The sequence below is a fragment of the Propioniciclava sp. genome (genome assembly GCF_029977985.1).
Taxonomy (GTDB): Bacteria; Actinomycetota; Actinomycetes; order Propionibacteriales; family Propionibacteriaceae; genus Propioniciclava.
This window is the reverse complement of record NZ_JARKOT010000097.1, coordinates 1-4,717: the sequence shown is the minus strand read 5'-3', so window position 1 is coordinate 4,717 and position 4,717 is coordinate 1. Positions and strand designations below refer to the sequence as shown.

Annotated in this window: 5 protein-coding genes; 2 read left to right on the top strand and 3 right to left on the bottom strand. The window is 71.5% G+C overall.

All coding sequences use genetic code 11. The features are described from left to right. Both Q1K57_RS06135 and Q1K57_RS06130 read left to right on the top strand, forming a co-directional pair. Positions 1-334, top strand: a 334-nt coding sequence (locus Q1K57_RS06135; RefSeq protein ID WP_366525345.1) for a TusE/DsrC/DsvC family sulfur relay protein, incomplete at its 5' end; no start/stop codon positions are given. A gap of 20 nt (positions 335-354) precedes the next feature. Continuing rightward, positions 355-909 carry a DsrE/DsrF/DrsH-like family protein gene (locus Q1K57_RS06130; RefSeq protein WP_300080031.1) on the top strand — a complete coding sequence of 185 codons (555 nt, stop codon included), beginning with the start codon at positions 355-357 and terminating at the stop codon, positions 907-909. 42 nt (positions 910-951) lie between these two features. On the opposite strand, the gene pulA is transcribed toward Q1K57_RS06130, so the two are convergent. The 3 genes from pulA to Q1K57_RS06115 all read right to left on the bottom strand — a co-directional run. Then, complete coding sequence (gene pulA / locus Q1K57_RS06125) at positions 952-3,612, bottom strand: pullulanase-type alpha-1,6-glucosidase (protein WP_300080029.1); 2,661 nt, start codon at positions 3,610-3,612, stop codon at positions 952-954. 4 nt (positions 3,613-3,616) lie between these two features. Beyond that, positions 3,617-3,997, bottom strand: a complete 381-nt coding sequence (locus Q1K57_RS06120) for a YbjQ family protein (RefSeq protein ID WP_300080028.1) — start codon at positions 3,995-3,997, stop codon at positions 3,617-3,619. Positions 3,998-4,006: 9 nt separating this feature from the next. Beyond that, positions 4,007-4,717 (bottom strand): ATP-binding cassette domain-containing protein (locus Q1K57_RS06115; RefSeq protein WP_300080027.1); only part of this gene is annotated, 711 nt, incomplete at its 5' end.

The following is a 4,717-nucleotide window of genomic DNA, read 5'->3' as shown; positions in this document are numbered from 1 at the left end:
ACCCCGACCGCCGCGGGCGGCGTCCTACGCGGTCGCACCCTCGGTCGCGGTGGCCATGCCGGACGCCGACTTCCTCCTCCCCTACGACGCCTGGAGCGAGGAGGTGGCCCGGCAGCGGGCCACCACCATCGGCGTCGACCTGACCGACGACCACTGGGCCGTCGTGCGCTTCCTCCGCGACGACTTCGGAAAGCGCAAGGAGACGGCCACCCTGCGCCGCGTCAGCACTCAGGGCGGCTTCGACACGAAGTCGTTGTTCACCCTGTTCCCCGGCAAGCCGGCCAAGAAGATGGCCTACGTCGCCGGCCTGCCCAAGCCCAAGGGCTGCGTCTAGCAGCCGATCGAGGAGACACCATGACCACGGACACCACCGCCGCGCCGGACGAACCAGTCGCGACCGCCACCCCGCAGGTCGAGACCGCCGAGACCCGGCGCAAGCTCGTCATCATCTGCAGCAAGGGCAACCTCGACATGGCCTACCCCGGACTGATCCTGGCCAACGCGGCGCTGGGCGAGGGCATCGAGACGCACCTGTTCTTCACGTTCTGGGGCTTCGACATGGTCACCGAGTCGCGCATGGACGACCTGAAGTTCACCATGGTCGGCAACACGGCGATGCACCTCCCGCAAGCGCCGAAGCTGCCGATCCCGGCGTTCGCCGGCATGGTGCCGGGCATGACGAGGATGGCGACGAAGATGATGCACGGCCAGCTCGAAGCGCTGGAGATCCCGAGCGTCCGCGAGATGCTCGACCTCATCACTGCCGCCGGCGGCCACCTGTGGGGCTGCCGGATGAGCTTCGACATGAACGGCCTCGCCATGGCCGACCTGTACGACGGCGTCGAAGACGTGATCTCGGCGACGGACTTCATGGAGATCTCCGAAGGCGCCCAGATCATCTTCATCTGACGCCCCGCCCCGTCCCCCGGGGGCCAGCCGGCCCGGCGGCCCTCAGTGGTGCGTCACGAAGGTGGCGTACGTCCAGGCCGGCAGGCTGAGGACGCCGTCGTCGATGCGTGCGGTGCGGACGACCTCGTCGGCACCGCGGCGGTGAACGGGGTGGAGGTGCCAGGCGTTCTTGCGCAGCTGCGGCACCTCCTGGCGCATCGGCCAGTTGTTGGCGTTGAACGCGACGACGATGCCCGCCCAGCGGTCGTCGACGCGGCGTCCGGCTCGATCGTCGAGCACCATGACGAGGACGCCGGCGCGTTGCGCCCACGTCCCCGACACGGGGAACGACACCTTCGCCTGGATGTCGTCGGCGTCGCCGAGCCGGAACAGCAGGCTGGAGGCGCGGATGCGCAGCAGGTCGCAGGCGGCGGCGTGGGCGCGGCGGAGGTGACCCGGACGCGGTTTGAGGTTGGGATCGTCGAGGAGCGGACGCATGAACGGCCAGTTCTCGGCATTGTCGGCGGCCGGCGGGAGTCCGGCGGCGAAGCCGTTGTCGGTGAGCGTCCAGTCGAGGAAGTTGAACCAGTCGCCGGAGTCGTAGGAGTTGCGGTCCAGCGACTTGCTGCGCAGGAAGTCCGAGCCGGCGTGCCACATCACCGGGCTCTGGCCGAGCGTCGCCAACGCCAGGCAGAGCGTGTTGATGCGGACGCGCGCGTCCATGCCGACACCGGCCGGCACCTTGAGCGTGATGGCGTCGAAGAGGGTCTCGTTGTCGTGCGCGTCGACATAGCTGATGACTTCCTCGGGCGAGTCGGCGTAACCGGCGGGGTCACCACGGAAGTCGAGCTGGTCGCCCCGCACGGGCGTGCCCGACAGCTGCGAGTTGAACGTGTAGCCCCGCAGGTTGCCGGCCAGGCCGAGCTGGATGAGGTCGCCCTCGCGCAGCAATTGCGCGGCCCGCGTGCCCTCGTCGCCGTTGATCGGCGCCCCGTTGGGCACGGTGACCAGACCCGTCCCGAAGCCCTGGACGCGCGGGTCTGCGTCGAACGGCCCGCCGCCACGGACGGCGTCCCGCAGCCGGTCGGAGAACGTGCCGATGCCGGTGCCGCCGAGCTGTCCCTGCGTCGCCTGGATGAACCGCGCGTTGTCGGCCACCTCGCCGAAGTTCCACCCCTCGCCGTACATCGTCACCGACGCCCCGTCGACGCCGTCGGCGTCCGGCGTGAGCGCGTCGAGCGCCCGGCGGACGGCCAGCATGGTCGAGCGGCTGTGGTGGCCCATCAGGTCGAAGCGGAAGCCGTCGACGTGGTAGGCGCGCACCCAGTGCACGCACGACTCCACCATGAGCTTCTCGGCCATGCGGTGCTCGGTGGCGACGCCCGGGCAGCACGTCGAGTGGGCGACGTGGCCGTCGGCGTCGCGGCGGTGGTAGTAGCCGGGGACGATCCGGCCCACGGTCGACGACGCCCCTTGCCCGAAGGCGAACGTGTGGTTGTACACCTGGTCGAGCACGACCCGCAGCCCGAGCCCGTGGAGCGCGCCCACCATGGACCGCACCTGCCGCGTCCGGGCGCCGCCGTCGACGCCGGTCGCCGTCGCGTAGGAACCCTCCGGCACCATCGTGTGCCACGGGTCGTACCCCCAGTTGAACGTGCGCCGCGGCGTCCGGACCGCCTCCTGCTGGTCGTCGGACGCCGGTCCCGCGGCCTTGAGCGCGGCCAGGTCGGGGTGGACCTGGAGTTCGGCGTCCTCCTCGACGCTGGCGTAGTCGAAGATCGGCAGCAGCTGGACGCACGTGAGCCCGGCACCCGCGAGCCGCTTGAGATGACGACGGCCCTGGCTGTCGTGGGCGAAGGCGAGGTAGGTGCCGCGCAGCTCTGGGGGAACCGTCTTGTCGCTGCGGCTGAAGTCGCGGACATGGAGCTCGTAGATGGTCTGGTCGACGGGGTGGCGGAGCGGCGGCGAGGGCGTGCCCGACCAGACGGGCGGGCGCCAGGTGTCGTCGTCGAGGTCGACGAGGACCGTGTGCGTCGAGTTGATGGTGAGCGCCACCGAGTAGGGATCGGTGACCCGGTTGGTGACGATGCGGCCGAAGCTGGGCGCGAACACGGTGACGGCGTAGAGGTAGCGGGCGCCCTTCCAGTCGGCGTCGCCCCGGACACCCCACGTGCCGTCCGGCGCGGCGACCATCGGCACCCACTGCGGATCGGACGCCAGCGGCGTCCCGGCGGGCCAGAGGAGGAGCTCGACGCGGTGGGCCGTGGGCGCCCAGACGCGCAGCGTCGGGACGCCGTCGCGCCAGTGGGCCCCCAACCGGGCGTGGACCGCGTCCGGGTAGAGCTCGTCGAGGACGCCGCCGATCTGGACGCCGCTCGCCTCGACGAGGTCGCCGGCGTGGGTGTGGGCGGTGACGAGGACCTCGCCCCGCAGGATGCGGGCGGCATCGGCGGCGGCGGGGATGCGGAGGGCGACGGCGTCGGCCAGGTGTGGGTAGCGGGTGCGGAGGTCGTCGGGCAACCCGGCGGGGTCGACGGTGAGGACATGCGTGTCCCAAGGGACGGGTTCGGGAGCGTCGGCGTCGATGCCGCCGCGCTCGCTGGCGTGCAGAACCCAGTCGTGGTCAGCGGCGGCCGCGCCGCCGCTGCAACACGAGGGCCACGCGATGAGGTCGGGGGTGAGCCACCAGCCGCGGGCGACCGAGAGGTCGACCGTGGGGGTCATGGGGTCAGCGTCCGCCCTGCTTGGCGTGGTTGATGGATTGCGGGGTGGCACCGGGCTCGCCCTCGGCGAGCGGGACCGCGACGACGGCCGTGCCGTAGCAGCACACCTCGGAGAACTGGGCGGCGATGTCGCCGGTGTCGAAGCGGCAGGCGACGATGGCGTTCGCCCCGCGCTCGGTGGCCTGGTTCCACATGCGCTCCATCACCTGCTGGCGCGACTCGTAGACGAGCTTGGTGTACTCGTTCACCTCGCCGCCGCCGAGGGCACGGATGCCGGCCACGAAGTTCGCGCCGATGTTGGCGGAGCGGACCGTCATGCCCATCACCTCCCCCAGCACGGCGTCGATGCGGTAGCCCGGGATGTCGTTCGTCGTCACGATGAGCATGGCGCCAGCCTACGACGCGAAGCCGGCGTAACGCCCGCCCCGGGCGATAAGTTCCTCGTGTGTCCCCCGTTCGACGATGCGGCCGCCGTCGAGCACGACGATCAGGTCGGCGTTGCGCACCGTGCTGAGGCGGTGGGCGATGGTGAGGGTCGTGCGGCCGCGGGCGAGGCGGTCGAGCGCCACCTGCAGTTCGCGCTCGGTCTCGGTGTCGAGGGCGCTCGTCGCTTCGTCGAGGACGAGCACGCGCGGGTCGACCAGCACGGTGCGGGCGACGGCGAGACGCTGCCGCTCGCCCCCGGAGAAGCGGTGGCCCCGCGCCCCGACGACGGTGTCCAGGCCGTCCGGGAGGGCGTCGATGACGTGGGCGACCTGGGCCACCGCCAGAGCGTCCCAGAGGTCGCCGTCGGACGCCTCCGGCCGCGCCTGGCGCAGGTTGTCCCGGATGGACGCGTGGGTGAGGTAGGTCTCCTGGCTGACGACGCCCACGTGGCGGGCGAGATCGGCGGACGCCAGGTCACGCAGGTCGACGCCGTCGACCAGGCTGCGGCCGCGGGTGGGGTCGGCGAGCCGGACCCTGAGGGTGGCCAAGGTCGACTTGCCCGAGCCCGTTTCTCCGACGACGGCCACGGCTCTGCCGGGCGTGAGGTGCAGCTCGATGTCGGCGAGGGCGTCCACGTCGCCGTCCGGGTAGCGGTAGCTGACGCCTTGCAGCCACACGTC

Excerpts from the sequence above, each read along its gene's own strand:
- Q1K57_RS06130 (WP_300080031.1), top strand. The coding sequence starts at position 355 with ATGACCACGGACACCACCGCCGCGCCGGACGAACCAGTCGCGACCGCC.
- pulA (WP_300080029.1), bottom strand. The coding sequence starts at position 3,612 with ATGACCCCCACGGTCGACCTCTCGGTCGCCCGCGGCTGGTGGCTCACC.
- Q1K57_RS06120 (WP_300080028.1), bottom strand. The coding sequence starts at position 3,997 with ATGCTCATCGTGACGACGAACGACATCCCGGGCTACCGCATCGACGCC.